Origin of the sequence: Singulisphaera chitinilytica (genome assembly GCF_049331405.1) — a bacterium.
Classification (GTDB): Bacteria; Planctomycetota; Planctomycetia; order Isosphaerales; family Isosphaeraceae; genus PoT.
Genome location: NZ_CP186274.1, coordinates 2,994,181 through 3,010,606, shown reverse-complemented (window position 1 = coordinate 3,010,606; position 16,426 = coordinate 2,994,181). Strand labels below are relative to the sequence as shown.

The 16,426-nt window shown below is 65.8% G+C and carries 10 protein-coding genes; 8 read left to right on the top strand and 2 right to left on the bottom strand.

Features of this window, described 5'->3' with window-relative positions; translation table 11 throughout:
- The first annotated feature begins 44 nt into the window (after positions 1–44).
- Positions 45–722, top strand: a complete 678-nt coding sequence (gene tmk / locus ACOYYX_RS12265; RefSeq protein WP_422930189.1) for a dTMP kinase — start codon at positions 45–47, stop codon at positions 720–722.
- Positions 694–1,728, top strand: coding sequence for a DNA polymerase III subunit delta' (gene holB / locus ACOYYX_RS12260; protein WP_422930188.1), 1,035 nt, complete (start codon positions 694–696; stop codon positions 1,726–1,728). Before tmk ends, holB begins: the two co-directional genes overlap by 29 nt.
- Positions 1,729–1,744: 16 nt before the next feature.
- Here the strand turns inward: holB and ACOYYX_RS12255 are convergent, their stop codons facing one another.
- Positions 1,745–4,618 (bottom strand): sigma-70 family RNA polymerase sigma factor, encoded by a 2,874-nt coding sequence (locus ACOYYX_RS12255; protein WP_422930187.1) that lies wholly within the window; start codon positions 4,616–4,618, stop codon positions 1,745–1,747.
- Positions 4,619–4,908: 290 nt separating this feature from the next.
- On the opposite strand from ACOYYX_RS12255, the gene ACOYYX_RS12250 reads away from it, so the two are divergent.
- The 5 genes from ACOYYX_RS12250 to ACOYYX_RS12230 all read left to right on the top strand — a co-directional run bounded on the left by ACOYYX_RS12250 (position 4,909) and on the right by ACOYYX_RS12230 (position 10,353).
- Positions 4,909–5,292 (top strand): gamma-glutamylcyclotransferase family protein, encoded by a 384-nt coding sequence (locus ACOYYX_RS12250; protein WP_422930186.1) that lies wholly within the window; start codon positions 4,909–4,911, stop codon positions 5,290–5,292.
- Positions 5,293–5,324: 32 nt separating this feature from the next.
- Positions 5,325–7,007: an alpha-keto acid decarboxylase family protein gene (locus ACOYYX_RS12245; RefSeq protein ID WP_422930185.1), complete on the top strand. Its 1,683-nt coding sequence runs from the start codon at positions 5,325–5,327 to the stop codon at positions 7,005–7,007.
- A 217-nt stretch (positions 7,008–7,224) separates the two neighbouring features.
- Positions 7,225–8,334: an o-succinylbenzoate synthase gene (menC, locus tag ACOYYX_RS12240; RefSeq protein WP_422930184.1), complete on the top strand. Its 1,110-nt coding sequence runs from the start codon at positions 7,225–7,227 to the stop codon at positions 8,332–8,334.
- Between the two features lie 47 nt (positions 8,335–8,381).
- Positions 8,382–9,527 carry a M20 family metallopeptidase gene (locus ACOYYX_RS12235; RefSeq protein WP_422930183.1) on the top strand — a complete coding sequence of 382 codons (1,146 nt, stop codon included), beginning with the start codon at positions 8,382–8,384 and terminating at the stop codon, positions 9,525–9,527.
- Between the two features lie 13 nt (positions 9,528–9,540).
- Entirely contained in the window at positions 9,541–10,353 is an 813-nt protein-coding gene (locus tag ACOYYX_RS12230) for a hypothetical protein (protein ID WP_422930182.1), read from the top strand.
- 81 nt (positions 10,354–10,434) lie between these two features.
- Here ACOYYX_RS12230 and ACOYYX_RS12225 read toward each other — a convergent pair whose 3' ends face one another.
- Positions 10,435–13,071 carry a beta strand repeat-containing protein gene (locus tag ACOYYX_RS12225; RefSeq protein ID WP_422930181.1) on the bottom strand — a complete coding sequence of 879 codons (2,637 nt, stop codon included), beginning with the start codon at positions 13,069–13,071 and terminating at the stop codon, positions 10,435–10,437.
- A 445-nt stretch (positions 13,072–13,516) separates the two neighbouring features.
- Here ACOYYX_RS12225 and ACOYYX_RS12220 point away from each other — a divergent pair, with 445 nt between their 5' ends.
- The gene (locus tag ACOYYX_RS12220; RefSeq protein ID WP_422930180.1) at positions 13,517–16,423 is read left to right on the top strand and encodes a hypothetical protein; all 2,907 of its coding nucleotides are present in this window, start codon (positions 13,517–13,519) and stop codon (positions 16,421–16,423) included.
- Positions 16,424–16,426 lie beyond the last annotated feature (3 nt).

Genomic DNA, 16,426 nt, shown 5'->3' with positions numbered 1-16,426 from the left:
CGCTCCCGGATGGACTGCCCCTGGACTCCGATGGACCGTTGGCGATGGACACGCGGCCCGAGATACGCCTGCCCGGCTTCTTCCTGTCCCTGGACGGCCCGGACGGCGGCGGTAAGACCACGCAGGTCGCGCAGCTCTCGGCCTGGCTCGGTTCCCTGGGCCGTGAAGTCGTGACCTGTCGAGACCCGGGGGGGACCCCGCTCGGGAATCAGCTCCGGTCCATCCTGCTCGATCGGAGTAAGGTCGAGATCTCGCCCAGGGCCGAGATGCTCCTTTATATGGCGAGCCGGGCCCAGCTCGTGGCCGAGACCATCCGCCCCGCCCTGGAGCGAGGCGCCTTCGTCCTCTCCGACCGCTACCTGCTGGCCAACATCGCCTATCAAGGTTACGCCGGGGGGATCCCAATCGCCGAGGTGGCGGAGGTCGGCCGTGCGGCGACGGGGGGCATCTTCCCGGACCTGACCATCATCCTGGACGTCCCGCCCGACGTGGCCAGGGACCGCACCGGCGGGGCCAGGGACCGGATCGAGGATCGCCCCGCCAGCTATCATGCCAGGGTCCGCGAGGGGTTCCTGAACGCCGACAGGGACCGAAAAGCGGGACTCTTCTCCTACGACTCCGGCCCCATCGTGGTCATGGACGCGTCGGCCGACCCCGCCTCGGTGTCGGCCCAGATTCGAAGCGAGGTGGAACGTGCCCTGGCAAACGGTCCGAGGTCATGACCGCGTCGTCGAGAGCCTGAGGCAAAGCCAGGCCCAGGGGCGGTTGCCGCACGCCTTCCTCTTCTCCGGCCCCGAGGGGATTGGCAAGCGGACGTTCGCCCAGACCCTCGCACGCGCCCTGCTCTGCGAGACCAACGACGAGTCGATGCTCGAGCCGTGCAATACCTGCTCGAGCTGCCTGCAAGTCCTCGGCGGGACCCACCCCGACGTCCACATGGTGGCGAAGCCCGAGGACAAGCACGAGCTCCCGATCAAGGTGATCCGCGAACTCTGCTCCGAGCTGGGCCTCAAGCCCGCGCGAGGCGCTCGCAAAATCGCGATCATCGACGACGCCGACGACCTCAATGACGAGGCCGCCAACGCCTTCCTCAAGACCCTGGAAGAGCCCCCGGCCGGCTCGGTCCTGATCCTGATCGGCACCTCGGCCGAGCTCCAGCTCGAGACGATCGTCTCGCGTTGCCGGGTCGTCCGGTTCGAGCCCCTTCCCGAGCCGGAACTCGCCGCGCTCCTCCAGGAACAAGGCATTACCTCCGACCCGGAAGACGCCGAGCGTCTCGCCAGACTCTCCGAGGGGAGCGTCGGCCGCGCCCGAGGTTTGGCCGATCCGGAGCTCTCGCACTTCCGCCGCAACATGATCGACGAGATCGCAGGGCCGCAAGGCTTCGACGCCTCGGCCCTCTCACTCCGCATCGACGCCTTCGTGAAAGAGGCGGGCAAGGAGTCGATCGACAGGAGAAATCGAGCCTCGCTGCTCATCGGCGAGCTCGCCCGCTTCTTCCGCAACGCCCTCTGGGAGACGGCCGGGATCGCCCCCCCCTCCTCCGACCCGCACGACCTCGCCGCCGTCGCGAACCTCGTGGCCCGCATCGAGCCCGAGGACGTCCTCGTCCTCGCCGACCGCTGCATCGAGGCCGACTATCACATCGCCCGCAAAGTCTATGTTCAAATGGTCTTCGACTCCTTGCTGCACGACGTCGCCAAGCTGACCAACCGACGCAACCCCTGAGCGACGGGCGAGGGCATCAACGCTCGTCGACTTCGATATCGCCGAGGTCTTTGGTCTCGCCCCCGGCGAGGGTCATCTCGTGGACCTGCTTGATGACCTTCCTCCCGTTCTTCGAGTGGACGAACATGGAGAAAGGTGCCCCGGGGACGACCCCCTCGGCGCGGAAGCGACCATCGGCGTCGGCCAGGACCTCTGAGGGTTCAGCGCCGTTGCAGGTCAGCGTGACCTTGCTCCTGGGCTGCCCATCGGGATCGACGATCCGCCCCGTCACGACGCCCCACGGCTCCAGCTTGATCCGGACCGGGCCCTTGGCTTCGCCGTCGATCACCTTCGTGCCGACCAACTTGAGAGCCGGATGCCTGGCCAGGATCCGACGCTCCTCGCCCGGCGCGAGACCCGTGATCTTCACCGTAGCTGATTCGAGCGGGCCCTTGGGTACGTCCCAGAAGTGAAACCAGCCCTCGACGACGGCCCCGGCTAAGGGTTGGTCGTCGGGGCCTACTAGCGTCGCCTCGATCGAACTCCCCGCATCGAAGGCCAGCGTCAGGTCAAGCTCCCGAATACCAGGCGCCGGGTCAATAGGCGCAAGAACATGAAAGTTGCCAATGATGTGCCAGTTTCCCTCGCCTCCGACGAAGACATCCGCACCTTTAATGACGGATCGGTCTCTGATGCTCTCGGCCCCGACGCCCATGCGATAAGGAGCGTCCCTGACGTCCCTGATCCTGGCCGTAACCACCCCCGGCCCGGGGATTCCTACCAGCTCGAAGCGACCGTCCTCGTCGCTGAGCAGGTCGGGCACCCCGGTCCGTACTTCGCTGATCGCGGGGTACTCTCGGAGGTGCGTATTCCCGGCTCGCGTGAGATATCCGACGATCGCGCGAAGCGGCTTGCCGGTCGCCTTATCGATGGTCCGTCCACGGATTCGGATACCCTTCCTGAGCGCCACGTCATGCGTGACCGCCTTCGTATCTCGGCCGTCGTCCAGCCAGAATGAGCCCCGGGCATAGGCTTGGCCGGGAGGAGGTGTGACGAGAATTTCCGCACGCTCCCCGATATCATCGCGGCGGATGTGCAGGCCGGTCAGGCGGTAACGTCCTTCTGCGTCGGTCATGGCATGAACGTACCGGCAATCCGACGGCCGGTTGGACGTGAGCAAGGCCCCCTCGATCGGCTGGCCGGATTCCGCATCGCGAATCAGGCCGGTCACGAGTCGAGTCGGCCCTGCGACGACCTCGAATTTCGCTCCCTGATAGATGCGATCAGGGGCGAAAGAAAATGCCCTCTCGGGGGCTCGGCGAGTTGCCATCACACGGGTCGCCACGCGTTCGATGTGACTCTCGATCGTCGGCCCTTCGATCAGCACCTCCGCGAGCCGCTCGCGGCCGATCCCCGCGAGCCGGAACCGCCCATCGGGGCCCGTCATGACCTTCGAGAATGATCCTGCAACGTCGTCACTTTCCCAGACCGCAAGTATTTCTCCCTGCGTCTGAGTTGCAGGCCTCCCCGCATCAATGGCGGCGAAGAAAGGCTCGAGGCTCCCCGAGGGGTGCTGCGACAGCGAAATGACCCTCGCCGAGGCTCCCTCCACTGGTTGACCGTCAACATTGAGGATGCGGCCCTCGATCGCCACATCATCTCGGATCATGCGGATCAACCAACGACCATCTGTCTCCGCTCGCATCTGGAAGCCAGGTGCGAATCCGGGGGCCGTGGCGATCAACAGTGGCCACTTCCAGGCCTCGGTGTAGAGGGAAGTCGGCAGATCGGCCTTCTTGATCTCTAACGAGAATTGACCGTCGGCGCCGGAGATCCCCCTGGGTCGAGGTGCCACGGGGTCTGGCCGATACTCACGAAAATTGTGCGACACGAAGATCGAGGCCCCCGCGACGGGTTTCCCCTCTGGGTCGAGCACTCGGCCCTGAAAGCGGAGCGTGTCATCAGCGGGAGGCGCCGAGGCAATTCGAGTCCTGGGCGTCCCGACAGGCGACGGATTCTCCATAACCATTGGCCGATCGTTCTCCATGCCGGCGAGTACGATCGGCAAGGAGACACAAGCCCCGAGCAGGATCAATGCGATGATAGTCCCCTTCCCCACGCCGATCGTCATGGCTCCCACTCCTCCTCGACTCAGTTCCAGGAGCCTGGTTCCCGCCACCGCCGAAACAGACTCGCCGGCAGAAATCCTCATCGCGGCCTTGAGCGTTGCCTCGACGCAAACCGTTGGAATCGCGGCCTTTGCCTCCGAAAACACGATCGACTCCAGTGCAGCCAGAGCCACGCCTGGGGCAAAGCCTTTCTGCAAGAGCCGCGTGCGCAATCGCTCCCGAGCCCCCGCCAGTCGACGCCGGACCGTGGCCTCGCCGCATTTCAGTTCCGATGCCACCTGGGCCTGGGTCAGGCCCTCGAAGTAGCAGAGGACGACGGGAAGGCGAAAGCGAGGCGGCAGGAGGGCGATCTCCGTGTGGAGCGTCGGCCCGAAGTCATCATTGCCATTGGTACCTGACCACAGGCTCGCCAGTTCGGCGAAGCGTCGTTCGTGGATTCGCCGGCGGGAACTCGCGGCGTTGGCCCGGAGCGAGACCCGGTAGGCGACCTTGTGGAGCCAGCCCCCGAGTGGGCCCTCGGCCCAGATTCCCTCCGCCTTCCTCGCCAGGATGAGGAAGACGGCCTGGAAGGCGTCGTCGACGTCGCGAGACTCGTGGAGCACACCCCGGCAGACGGAGTGGACCATCGGCCCATGCCGGGTCATCAGGGTCGCGAAGGCGTCCTCATCCCGCGCCGTCGCAAACCGCTTCAGCAGTTGGGTATCCGAGGCCCCGGCGTCCGTGCCCTCGGAGAAAAGGCGTCCGATCTGCCGATGCAGGGTCCCTCGTTGGCCGTTCCCCATTCCAGGCGGCTCCTCGTTGCCCCGAACTCACAAACCGCACACTCTAATACAGACGCCTCGATGGCCGGGCCGATCAGACTTTTCCCCGGATCTCCAAAAATGCTCGCTCTCATCGTCGCCTCCCCTGCCCCCTCACGCCATTGGCGAGGAACAAACAGGGCCTTTGGGACGAAGAAATGTCATGCGACAGGTGGTTGGCCGGATAAAAAAAGAGAAGGGGACGTGCAGTGGATAACCCAGACGGACTCGACGGCTCCTTTCCACACGTCGAGGCGACGGTTCGAGACGTCATGCCCACGAGCCTGTTCACCTACGGGACGCTCATGCCGGCCGACCCCGCCGCGGCCATTGCAGGGGGTTGGGTCGCCGACGCGGTCCGGGGGCGTCTCTACAACTTCGGTCCTTATCCGGGCCTGGTCGACGTCGACGACCCCGACGCATCATGGGTTGATGGGATGACATGTTCCACCATCTCCGATGATTTGCTCCGCCGCCTTGACCTTTACGAAGGTGTGGACGAAGGATTGTACGAGCGCCTGGCCGTCACGACGCGTTCGGGCAGATCGGCCTGGGTCTACGTCTATGTCCGCCCCTTGCCCCAGGGCGCGCAGGGACCTTTGACGCGTTGGGAAGGGCCTCGGATCGGCCTCGGGCCGATTTCCTCCCCGGAATGATGCCTCGACTTCTCGGCCAAGGAGACGATCAGATGGCGACTTCGACCTCCCCGGGCGCGATCCTCGCGGATGATTCCGATCCCTCGACGCCGACGATCGGCCAGTACCTCCTCGACCGGATCCACGGCCTCGGCGTCGAGCACGTCTTCGGGATCCCGGGCGACTACGTGCTCACCCTCTACAAGATGATGGAGACAGGCCCGATGACGTTGGTGGGGGTCACGCGCGAGGATAGCGCGGGGTTCGCCGCCGACGCCTACGCCCGGCTCAGAGGCGTCGGCTGCGTCTGCGTCACCTATTGCGCCGGCGGGTTGAGCCTCTGCAACAGCATCGCCGGGGCCTACGCCGAGAAGTCGCCGGTCATCGTGATCAGCGGCTCTCCGGGGCTCTCGGAGCGGGCCCGCAACCCGTTGCTGCACCACAAAGTGAAGGGCTTCGAGACGCAGTTCGAGGTCTTCGAGAAGATCACGGTGGCCTCGGCCGTGCTCGACGACCCGCTGACCGCCTTCAACGAGATCGACCGCGTTCTCGAGGCGGCCGTCCGCTACAAGCGCCCGGTCTACCTCGAGATCCCGCGCGACCAGGTCCAGGCCAAGCAGGTCGCCCCCCACCGAGCCCCCGTCGGCCTCCCCGCCAGCGACCCCGACGCCCTCCGCGAGGCACTCGACGAAACGTCGGCGATGCTGACCGCCGCCAAACGCCCGATGATCCTGGCCGACGTCGAGATCCACCGCTTCGGCCTCCAGGACGACCTCATCGCCCTGGCCGAGCAGACCGGCATGCCGATCGCCACGACGATCCTGGGCAAGAGCGTGATCTCCGAAGGGCACCCCCTCTTCGCCGGCGTGTACGAAGGGGCGATGGGGCGGGCCGAGGTGACCGAGTGCGTGGAGTCGGCCGACTGCCTCTTGATGCTCGGATGCTTCCTGACCGACATCAACCTCGGCATCTTCACCGCCAAGCTCGACCCCTCTCGCTGCATCGACGCGACGAGCGAGGACCTGCGGATCCGCTACCACCACTACAGCGACGTCCGCCTCGACGACTTCATCCGGGGCCTGACCGCACGCAACCTCAAGCTCGCGCGTACGCCGGTCCCCGCCAGGCCTGAAGTGCTCGCCACTCCCTGGGTCCCGAAACAAGGGGAGCCGATGACCTCGGCCCGGCTCTTCTCCCGCTTGAACCACCTGATCGACGACTCGATGACCGTGATCGCCGACATCGGCGACTGCCTCTTCGGCTCGGTCGACCTCTCCATGAGCCGACGGACCGAGTTCCTCAGCCCGGCCTATTACACGTCGATGGGGTTCTCGGTGCCGGCCGCGGTCGGCGTGGGGATGGCCAATCCCCAGTCGAGGGCCCTGGTCATCGTCGGCGACGGAGCCTTCCAGATGACGGGGATGGAACTCTCCACCGTCGCTCGGCACGGGCTCAACCCGATCGTGGTGATCCTCAATAACCACGGGTACACGACCGAGCGGTTCCTGCTCGAAGGGACCTTCAACGACATCCAGGAGTGGGCCTTCCACAAGATCCCGCTCGTCTTCGGCACCGGCCTCGGGTTCGAGGTCCGCACCGAGGAGGAATTCGAGTCGGCCCTGCAGGCCTCGGTGGCCAACACGACCAGCTTCAGCCTGATCAACGTCCACCTCGACCGCTACGACCGCAGCCCCGCCCTCGAGCGGCTCGCGGAGAAGATCTCGAAGATGGTCTGACACGCCGACGGGTCCCTCGGCATCTGGGATCGACCACCTCGCGGCTCGCAAGGGGCCCGGCGAGAGTGTAGAATGGTCCCGGATGCCGAGGAAAGCCCCTCGCCTGAACAGGTCTTCGCATCTACGTAGGATGACATGCCACGAGTGCTCGCCCACTCGACCGGGACGCATCATCACGAATTGCACTTTCCACCTGCGGGAGCGGACGGACGCCAGGATGCGACTTCAAAAGATCTCCCTCCAACTCCTCCGGCTACCCCTCGTCCGCCCCTTCCGGACCAGCTCCAGCGCCAAGGATCACATCGCGCACATCCTCGTGCGCGTCGAGGCGGCCTCGGGGGTCGTCGGCTGGGGCGAGTGCGCCTGCCCGTCCGACCCGTACTATTGTCCCGAGACGGCCGAGACCTGCTGGCACATCCTCAAGGATTTCCTGGCCCCCTCGGTCATCGGCAAGGACTGGGAGTCGATCGACGACCTCGTCGGTTTCTACCGGCTCGTGAAGGGGAACAATTTCGCCAAGGCCGGCCTGGAAATGGCCTGCTGGGATGCCCTCGCCCGCGAGCAGAAAAAGCCCCTCGCCAAACTGCTGGGCGGGACCCGCACCGAGATCGCGTCGGGGGTGAGCCTCGGGATTGAGCGCGACATCAAGACCCTCTTCGACCTGATCGAGCAATACCTGGCCGAAGGCTATCGCCGGATCAAGCTGAAGATCGGTCACGGCTGGGATGTCGACGTCGTCCGGCAGGTCCGCGAGCGTTACCCGGACATCCCGCTCCAGGTCGACGCCAACTCCGCGTACACGCTCGACGACATCGAGCACCTCAAGCGGCTCGACGACTTCAACCTCCTGCTGATCGAGCAGCCGCTAGCCCACGACGACATCATCGACCACGCCCGGCTCCAGGCGGCGTTGACGACGCCGGTCTGCCTCGATGAGAGCATCCACTCGGTCGAGGATGCCCGCAAGGCGCTCGACCTCCAGGCCTGCCGGGTCATCAACATCAAGGTCAGCCGGGTCGGCGGCCTCCGCGAGGCGAAGCGGATCCACGACCACTGCCTGGCGCGCGGCATCCCCGTCTGGTGCGGCGGCATGCACGAGTACGGCATCGGCCGCGCGGCGAACGTGGCGATCTCCAGTCTCCCCGGCTTCAGCCTCCCGGGCGACGTCTCCGGCTCCGACAAGTACTACCACGAGGACATCGTCGAGCCACCGATCCTCGCCCCCAACGGCCTCGTGACCGTCCCCGTCGAGGTCGGCATCGGCCATGAGCCGATCCTCGAGCGGATCGCGGAGAAGAGCGTGCGGGATTGGACGCTCGAGGCCTGAGGCCAGAATCCCCCCGAAATCCCGAACCCGCCCCGAGTGATACCCCAATGCACGGCCACGAAATCCTCAAGTTCCTGACCGGCGAGCGCGAAGCCATGCTCGCGAGGCTCGAAGCCTACGTCGACCACGAGTCGCCGAGCCGGGACAAGGCCGCCCTCGATAGCCTGGCCAGGACGGTGGCCGATCTCTTCGAGGCGATCGGCGGGGATGTGTCCGTCCTCGGAAACCCCTCGGGCGGCGATCACGTCCTCGCCAGCTTCGGCTCCAAAGGGCCCGAATCCCCTGCGCCCGGCCTGGTCCTCGGACACTTCGACACGGTCTGGCCGATCGGGACGCTGCAAAGCCAGCCCTTCCGGATCGACGGCAACTGGGCCTTCGGGCCGGGCACCTATGACATGAAGGCAAGCCTGGTCCTGGTCGAGTGGGCCTTGAAGGCGATCGCCAGGGTCGGAGCCAGTTTGCCCAGGCCGGTCGAGGTCCTCTTCACCTCCGATGAGGAAATCGGCAGCCCGACCTCGCGGGCCCTCATCGAGGCGACGGCCGCTCCGAGCGCCTATGCCCTCGTCCTGGAGGCCCCGCTCGCGGACGGGAGCCTCAAAACCGCGAGGAAAGGCGTCGGTGCCTACACCGTGGAAGTCGAGGGGAAAGCGGCCCACGCCGGCGTCGAGCCCGAAAAAGGCATCAGCGCGATCAACGAACTCGCCCACCAGATCCTCCGGATCAACGAACTCGCCGACCCATCACGCGGCACGACGATCAACGTGGGCCTGATTCAGGGGGGTACGACGCCGAACGTCGTCCCCGCCCATGCCCAGGCTCGCGTCGACGTCCGGGTCACCAGCACCGACGAAGCCAAAAGGATCGACGAAGGGATCCGGCAACTCCGCCCGGTCCACCCCGGCGCCGCACTCGTCGTCAGTGGGGGGATGAACCGGCCTCCCATGGAGCGGACCGAGGCCATCGCCAGCCTCTTCGCCAGTGCCAAAGAGATCGGCCGTCGACTCGGGCTCGAGCTCGGCGAAGGTTCCACGGGGGGCGGCAGTGACGGCAACTTCACGGCAGCCGCGGGGATCCCGACGCTCGACGGCCTCGGCGTCAAGGGGGCCGGAGCCCACGCGATCCACGAGCATATCCTGATCGATACCCTCCCCGAGCGGGCCGCCCTTCTGGCGTGCCTGCTCCTGGAACTCTGAGGCAATTGCGGCGATGGGCGACGACATCACGATCCGAAAGGCTGAGAGCCCGGCCGATTATTTCGCCTGCCAGGAGGCGCAAAGACTCGCCTGGGGCATCGCCGATCCAGGCTACATCGTCCCCATCGCCACGCTCGTCGGGGCGCAGCTCCACGGGGGCCTCGTCCTCGGCGCCTTCCTGCCCGACGGCAAGGCGGCGGCGCTCTCTTTCGCATTCCTCGGCCGTTCGGAAGGGCGCCTCTGCCTCTACTCTCAGCTCACCGGCGTCGTCCCCGGCCAGCAGTCTCGCGGCCTCGGGAACCGCCTGAAGCAGGCGCAGAGGGCCTACGCCCTCGAGCAAGGCATCGACCTCATCGCCTGGGCGTTCGATCCGCTCCGATCCGGCAACGCCCGGTTCAATCTCGACAAGCTCGGGGCCACCGCCCATCGCTACATCGACGATATGTACGGACCCAGGACCGACGCCCTCAACGCGGGCGTCCCTACCGACCGCCTGATCGCCGAGTGGGAGCTGAACGCCGAGCCGAGGTCGCCGCTCGAACCTGACGAGTTCGAGGCGCTTCCCAGGCTGATCCTCACAGGCACGAGAGACGGCGAGAAGGTCGTCGATGGCGTCCGATCGAGCGATGCGCCCCGAGTTCTCCTGGAGATCCCGGCCGATATCGGAGCCCTCCGCTCACGACGCCCCGACCTGGCCGAACAGTGGCGGCTCGCCGTCCGCGAGCGATTCGTCGCCGCCTTCGCGACGGGCTATCGCGCCGTGGCCTGCCAGACGCTCCGATCCGAGGGGGAGGAGGTCTCCACTTACCTCCTCGAAAGGGCCTGATCCGCAAAATGTGAAACGGCCGCCCTTCGCAGGGGCGAAGGACGGCCGTCTCTGATTCCGGTATCGAAGCCGAGGCTTCGATCAACCGAGCCGGACTCGCTTCTGCGAAGTCGGCACGTACCGCTCGGTCTGGCGGTAGGCCGGGACGACCGGGACCTTGTGGGTGAACTGGATCACCTTGCCCGGCTTCAGCTTGTTGCCGCGGGTCCCCACGTCGTTGGGTAGCGTGAAGGTGCCGCGATACTTGACCCCGTACAGGTTTTCGACCTGTCGCGTGTAGTGGGTCTTGTTGTTGGGGGTGTAGTAGTTCCGGATCCGCTCCTGGTAGGCCCTCGAGGGGAGGTACTGATTCAGGGCGGCGGCCCGAGGAATCGCCATGTAGTTGTAGGCCGAGAGCTGGGCGATCGAGGGGACCGCCTGGTTCACGCCAAACTGGGGATTATAGCTCGTCGGGAAGACGAACCCGACGTTGTTCGAGGTCGTCACCGGGCCGGTCGGGACGATCGGCGTCGAGCTGACGGTGATGCTCGTCGTGCCGCTCCACGACTTGTTGGCGTTGTCGCTGCTCGCCAGCGTCCGGCCGCGGATGGTGAAGGTCGAGTTGGCCGAGTTCAGGCCGATCGACGACCGCGGCGTGACCGTGATGATCGCGTCGGGGATGCCGTCGTTGTTCTCGTCCACCGGGTCGGCGGCGATGGTCGCGTTCGGGAAGGCCACGCCATTGACCGTGACTGTGGTCGGGTCGATGTCGGTGACAGGGTCGAACGTCGGGCTGAGCGAGGCGTTGCTGAAGACATAGATGGACAGCGTGTTCGGAGCCGTCGGGTTGACGATGAACGGACCGAAGGGCTGGCCGACGCCGATCTGCGTGGTGATCCCGGTGTTGATCGGGGCCTGGATTGGGATGAACTGGCCTTCGAGGATGAACGCACCGCCATTGAACGACCGCGAGGAGGTCGCGGCGTACCCGGGGGCACCGATGATCAGGTCGGCCAGGGTGTCGTTGTCGGCCGTGACCTTGCCGGTCTGGTTGGGACGGCCGGAGATCGACGCACCGAGGAACGCCGGCGAGGTGCCTCCGCCGGTCGGCTGGGTGATGAAGATCTGCGTGCCGGCGATCGGCTGCTGCTCGGCAACGCTCAGCGAGAAGTTGCCGGTGAGCTCGCCGATGTTGTACGGGATCAGGTAGGCCGTACCTTGCCCGCTGCTGTAGCCCGGCGCACCGATGGCGATGAAGCCGGCCGACACGTTGGAGTTGATCTGTCCGACCTGCGTGCCCGAGTAGCCCGCCAGGTCGCCTGTGTTGGCACCGATGAAGTTGACGCTGAGCTGGCCGGTCGGCAGGCTCGAGAGGGAGAACGTGCCTGAGATGCCGTTCGCACCGCCGTAGAGGACCGTCGACTGGCCTCGGCTCGACTGGAAGCCGGGGGAGCCGATGAGGGCGTCTGCGAACCCGTCCTGGTTATAGTCGCCCGCCTGGGCCACGGAGAAGCCGGTGAGGTCGCCGGGGGCCGTGCCGTTGATGATCGCACCCGGCACGGTGTTGCCGACCTGCGAGAGCTGGATGACGTTGATGCCGTTGAGGGTCGTGGCCAGCGACGTGAAGTCGGAGGCGCCGTCGATGAGGTACGCGCGGCCGGTGCTGGCCGAGGCCCCGGGGGCACCGATGAGCATGTCGTCGATCGAAATATTGCCCGAGGTGATCCCGCCGTTCGTATTGCCTGCACCGGAGACCGCGAAGCCGGTCTGATCCAGGGAGTTGGCACCGAGGAGGATGGCACCCGCCGGGCCGTTCGTCTGCCCGACGTTCTGCAGCTGAATCGTCGAGGTCTGGGCCGAGTTCAGCACCGCGCCAGAGACGAGGTAGACGGCACCAGTGTTCACCGACGAGGCGATGCTCGCGGTGGGGGCACCGATCGCGATGTCGGGGATGCCGTCGGTGATGACGTCGCCCACGCCGCCCACAGAACGGCCCGTGCCAGAGCCGATCGCGTTATTGACGAAGGTCACGACGTTGACGTTCGAGCCGCCGGGGCTGTCGAGGTTCAACGCGTGGTTGGCGACGTTCGGGAGGTTCGAGCCGCCATAGATGAGGTAGGCCCGGCCCGTGCCGGGATTGGCACCGTTGACGTCGGTCCCGCCCGGGGCACCGATCATGAAGTCCTGGAAGCCGTCGTTGTTGATATCGCCCACGGCCGCCACCGAGGCCCCGAGTTGGGACCCGGGTTGCGAGGCGGTGGTGATGGTGATGCCGTTGAAGGCATAGCCGGCATTGCCGCTGATCGGGTTCGTCTGCGAGGCCGAGCCGAGCTGCGTCAGGTCGCCGACGCGCTGATCCGCCGTGCTGAGCAGCCAATCAAGGGTGCTGGAATTGACCGAAGACGAGCCGAAGACCAGGTAGACCGTGGCCGTGCCGCTGCCGAGCGACGGGGACGAGGTGTTGCTCGTCACCGTGGGGCTCGAGATCAGGAAGCTGTCGAAGCCGCTCCCGGTCACGTCGCCCACGTCGGATACGGTCCAGCCCGCGCCGCCGTTCGCCAGGCCGCCGGCGAGCTCGACGCCAAACGGGGTGGAGGCGATGTTCGGGAGGGTCGGGGGTGCCGTGGAACCCAGGTCGATGGCGAACAGGCAACGCTCTTCCAGGGTCTGTATGACCGGCTTATGGGCCGCACGTCGGCGGGCCGCCGACGATCGAATCTCGCGATGACTTAACCGCATTGGAGACTCCCTCCTCCCTCGTGATGTCGTCAGATCGTCGCTGCGGATGATTCAACGTGGCACGCAGCGAACAGTCCGCCGGAATCCTTGACGCCGATCGCTCATTCCTGGAGACGTATCGACGCAATCCGCACGCCGCCGAGAGAATCCGACGACGTGGGAAATTTCGGCCCGCCGAGCCGTCCGACTCCATCCAATCCGTCCATAACGCGACTTAACCTCGAATGGCCGGACGGCTTTTCGGCTCAACCTCTACGACCGGCAGATCCGATAGAAATGACCGACGTGGGATGGATCTCCCGACTGCGGTCCCGATCGGGAGCACGACCGACCCACGCCGGGCTTGCCGAGTGTCATGCCCGGCGACTCGAGACAAAGAGTCCAAGGCGTACGTCGTAGTGATCGAGGGATGTTCCGCGATCCCGCATGTTCCGAGGCGATTCTTATGAATGCCAGCGCGTTCTCGTCACCATCCCCGCGCCTCTCGCATCGATGCAAGCTGCTGATCGCCATACTCGCCATGTGCTCCCAGGCGGGATGCACCCGCGAATTCTTCCGCGAGTGGGCGAACCAGGACGCTTCGCAAGCGATCTTCGAGAAGAGCCGGGATCCGAGATGGCGGATCGACCTCTTCTCGATCGACCCGCCGGCGCTGTCGCGCTTCGCGGACCCCTATGATCCCGACGTGCCGCCGGCCCCGCCGGACGACTACGCCGCCCAGGCCCTCTCCCCCGTCCCGCAGTGGCCGGACAACCGGCTCCTCGTGCCGGCGGAAGGCACCGGCTACCTCGACCTCCTGGACGCCTGGCAGCGTGGCGAGGTCGCCGCGGGGGCCCAGCCCTCGCCGCCCGACGAACCCCGACGCGACCCGAGGCCCCATCCGGACGAGGATGACGTGGCCCCCGGGGCCAACGGCCCGCCCAACTCGGGCGCGAAACCAAACACCGACGGGAAGCCGACGTCCACGGCTCCTCCGCTCCCTCCGCCGAGTTCCCCCTCGCCATTCGGCTCCGATGGGAATTCCGGGCCGGCCTCCGGGGAAACATCGCCTACAAACGTACCGGGAGCGCCAACCTCGACTCCTCCTCGTCCGGAAACCTCGACTCCACCCCAGGCCAAGAATGGAAAGCTGGATCGAGCGGTGCAGCTCGCCGCCTTCCAGGAGACGGGTATTCCCGCGCCGGTGACCGCACAGCCGGTGGAGGAGGAAGAGGTGAAGTCGCGACGCCCGAGGGACGTCGGCACGCCACCGGTCGGCATGGATCCCGATCCGAGGGATCGTGACCTCTCGGCGCCGGACAACCCCAGGCCCGACCTCACTCCCGAAGAGTATCAGGCGTCCGAGGCGGCTGGTAGCGAAATGGCTGGGATCCTCGTCCCCGGCGAGATCGACTTCGACGATGCGGAGGCTGCGGGCTTGGCTCGAGATTCTCGCCCCTACAAGCTGACCATCGAGCAGGCCTTCGTCCTCGGCCTGATCAATGCCCGCGTGTACCAGTTCCAGCTCGAGCAGCTGTACCTGGCGAGCCTCGCCGTGACCCTCCAGCGCTTCGCCTTCCAGCCCCAGTTCTACGCAGGCCTCTCGCCCTTGACGGGGGCCGCGCAGAAGGGATCGCCGATCGGGCCGACCGGGATCTCGCCGTTCGGGTCGGGATCGAACGTCCCAACGGGCGGTGCCCTCGGCGGGGGCGGGTTCGCGGGTTCGAATCCCCCGAACAACTTCAACTATGCCACCAGGGCGACCGGCTTCCCGGCCTCGAATCTCAGCATCGGGACCGTGGCCGGCGTGGGCAAGGTCTTCAGCACCGGCGGCCAGCTCCTCCTAGGGTTCGCCAACCAGGTCGTCTTCAACTTCATCGGCAAGAACTCGAAGCAGCCGAGCGTCCAGTCGTCGCTCCCCTTGACCTTCGTGCAGCCGTTCCTCCGCGGCGGCGGACGGGCCGTCACACTGGAGCCGCTGACCCAGGCCGAGCGTGACCTCCTCTATCAGGTCCGCGCCTTCGCCAAGTTCCGCCAGGAGTTCGTGGTGGCCACGCTCGTGGGCGGCTCGTTCTCGACCCCGGGCACCAGCATCACGCAGGGTTTCTCGGGCGGCGGCAACTCCGACCCGGTCACCGGGTTCCTCAACGTCGTCCAGGACATCCAGCAGATCGAGAACGATCGCAAGAACCTGGCCGCGTTCGAGCAACTCTACAAGCTGTACTCTGAGCTGATCCTCGGCGAATCTTCGGGTTTGACGAAACTTCAGCTCGACCAGGTGGATAATCAGGTTCAGAATGCTCGTCGCACGCTCGTCCAGGACAAGCTCGCCTACCGCAATACGCTCGACTCCCTGAAGCTCCAGCTCGGGCTGCCGCCGGACGTGCCCATCATCCTGGACCGAGCCCTGACCGCGAAGTTCAAGAAAACCTTCAACGAGATCGACATCTGGCAGCGAGACGCCAAGCGTAAGCTCGAGGATCTGCCCTCGATCGTCGGCAGGCTCCCCGATTTGGAAGACGTGGTCATCGACGGCAGATCGCTGCTTGCCGTCTACAAAAAAGAAACGGATAATGAGGATGAGCTTGAAGACGTCCTCCTTGCCGCGGAGCGAGTCGGGCTCGAGCATCGCCTCGACCTGATGAATGCCCGGGCCCAGCTCTACGACTTCTGGCGTCAGATCCGGGTGCAGGCAAACGCACTGAAGGGCGTGTTCAACGTCACGCTGACCAACCAGTTCGTCACCCCCCCTACGACGTCGAACCCGTTCGCCTTCCTCAGCCAGGCCAAGGAATTCTCACTCATTCTCAACGCGGAATTGCCTCTCGTCCGCATGAACGAACGAAACCAATTCCGCGCGGCCTTGATTAACTATCAGCGTCAGCGCCGCGCCTTGCAGGTCGCCGAAGACCAGTTGAAGATCGGCCTACGCGGCGACGTTCGTACCCTGCAGTCGACTTACATCTACTACGAGATTGCGAAGCGGAATCTCGTGCTCACGATCCGACAGAAGGACCAGGCGTTCGAGCAGATCATCGCCCCGCCCCAGCAGCAAGGCGGTGGCGGTGGCGGCGTCGCCCAGGCCAGCCTGGCGGCGACCCAGACGAGTAACCTCATCAGCTTCCAGAATCAGTTGCTCACCCTCGAGAATACGCTCGTTAACACTTGGTTGACTTACGAGACTGGTCGGCTCGCCCTACTACGAGACCTCGGCACCTTGCCGTATGACGAATGGGAGGCATACCGTGAACTTTTCCCTTCAGACTCCTCCGGCAACGGAGCCGCAGCCCCCGCAAACAACAACACCTTCGGTGCCGGCCCGGGAGCTGCCCGAACTCCAACGGTCCGGCCGACGGAAGTCATCAATCGGTAAGAT